The organism is Alcanivorax sp., assembly GCF_014762765.1.
Classification (GTDB): Bacteria; Pseudomonadota; Gammaproteobacteria; order Pseudomonadales; family Alcanivoracaceae; genus Alcanivorax.
The window spans coordinates 1-1,928 of sequence record NZ_JABURH010000137.1 but is presented as its reverse complement, the minus strand read 5'-3'; the positions used below and the strand labels follow the sequence as shown (position 1 = coordinate 1,928).

Sequence of the window (1,928 nt, the reverse complement as noted above, 5' to 3'; positions counted from 1 at the left end):
TTCCTGCGTAACCTGTCCATGCCGCTGATCGGCGACATCGACATGGCCGCCATCGACGTACTGCGTGACCGGGAACGTGGCGTGCCGCGCTACAACGAATTCCGCCGCCAGATCGGCCTCAAGCCCATCACGAAATTCGAAGATCTCACCAGCGATCCCCAGCTGCTGGCGGACCTGAAGTCGCTCTACAACAACGACATCGAAATGATCGACACCCTGGTGGGGCAGCTGGCGGAAGAAACCCGTCCGGAAGGCTTTGGTTTTGGCGAAACCTCTTTCCAGATCTTCATTCTCAATGCCTCCCGTCGTCTGATGACCGACCGCTTCTTCACCACCGACTATACCGACGAGGTCTACACCGCCGCCGGTATCGACTGGGTGGAAGACCACACCATGGTGGACGTGATTCGTCGTCACTTCCCGGCGTTGGCCGCAAGCCTGGTGGGCATGGACAACGCCTTCAAACCCTGGGGCCTGAACATGCCCGACGACTATCAGGACTGGTCCGCCCAGGCCAAGCAGGATCATCTGTGGGTCAACGGCGCCCTGCGCACCAGCTACGAAGAGGGTGAGGTGCCCGCCATCGAACCCATCGACATCGGCGGCCTGATCAACTCGGTACTGTGGAAGAAAGTGCAGGATGTCACCGACGTGGCGCCCCCGGGTTACAGCAAGCCGATTCACCCGCGCGGTGCTTTGGCCAAGGTGCAGTTCCAGTCCGTAGCGGGCCATGACTACAGCGGCCTGTTCCAGGGCGCCGACCACGGCCTGCTGCGCCTGTCCGTCACCGGCGACCCGTCCGACCGTGGCTTCGCCCCCGGCCTGGCGCTGAAACTGCTGGTGGATGGCAAACGCTCCGAAAACGTATCGGCGCTCTATACCCTTAGTGGCCAAGGCGACAACCACAACATCTTCGCCAACGAACTGTCCAACTACGTGCAGGCGGAAGTGAACGAGACCCTGGGCACCACCACCCTGTTCTCCCTGGTATCCACAAAGCCCACCCTGCTGGTGATGAGCGACATGGCCAAAGTGAACCAGGATGGCAGCGCAGCAGGCAGCGTCAAAACCCCGACGCAGGTCTACTTCGTGCCCAACCCGGATCTGAGAAACACCATCAGCACCGCCCCCCACGATTTCCGTGACGATCTCACGGCCATCCCGGCGGGCACCAAGGTGTACGACGTCTACGGCACCGATATGCAGATCAAGACGTCCATCTGGCCCTGGGTCACCGAACGCTACGCCCGCGAGCGCCGCAACAGCGCCATCAAAATCGGTGAACTGGTCACCCGGTCCGAGTTCACCCTGTCCCAATTCGGTGACACCGGTATCTTCTTCAAGCACCAGCGTTACGAAGACCGTTAAGGGAGAGCGGCGCTAACACCGCCACCACCAGGCCCGGGCAGCCACAAGCTGCCCGGGCTTTTTTATGCCAGCCACATCGCCACACCCCGTGGGAGCGGCCGTCCGGCCGCGAAAGCTACGTGGCTATACCCTTCCAGAATTCCCGCAAACACTCGCCCCCTGAATATTCCCTCAGGAACGTAGCGCAGCGGAGTAACGCACGTAGTTCCGTGCGGCCCGAAGGGTGAGCGTTGCGAATAACTATGCTTGCATGGCGAATCCTCAATCCACAGACCCCAAAACTTCCAAACCCTCTCGTGCTCAACAGATGGGCAATCCTGGCTTGTAGGATATGGCTTACAGAAAAAGCTAAACGGTTGATATAAGGTATTTTTCAGAAAGAGGCTATATCGGGAAAATTCAGGAAATAGGCCGCTCGTTCGAGTTTTGTCAAATGGGAATGGCTGCCATTTTTTCGGTAAGGTACTGAAGATAGTGGATTCTTCGGCACTATATATTGTGCCCGGCTAGAATTATGTCGAAAAAAGATATGTCGAATCGTTCGACTGAATACGCTGTTA

At 58.2% G+C, this 1,928-nt stretch carries 1 protein-coding gene; it reads left to right on the top strand.

The annotated features are described in order from the left end of the window. Nucleotides 1-1,368 (top strand): peroxidase family protein (locus tag HUJ17_RS09640; RefSeq protein WP_290510494.1); only part of this gene is annotated, 1,368 nt, incomplete at its 5' end. Between the last annotated feature and the right edge of the window lie 560 nt (nt 1,369-1,928).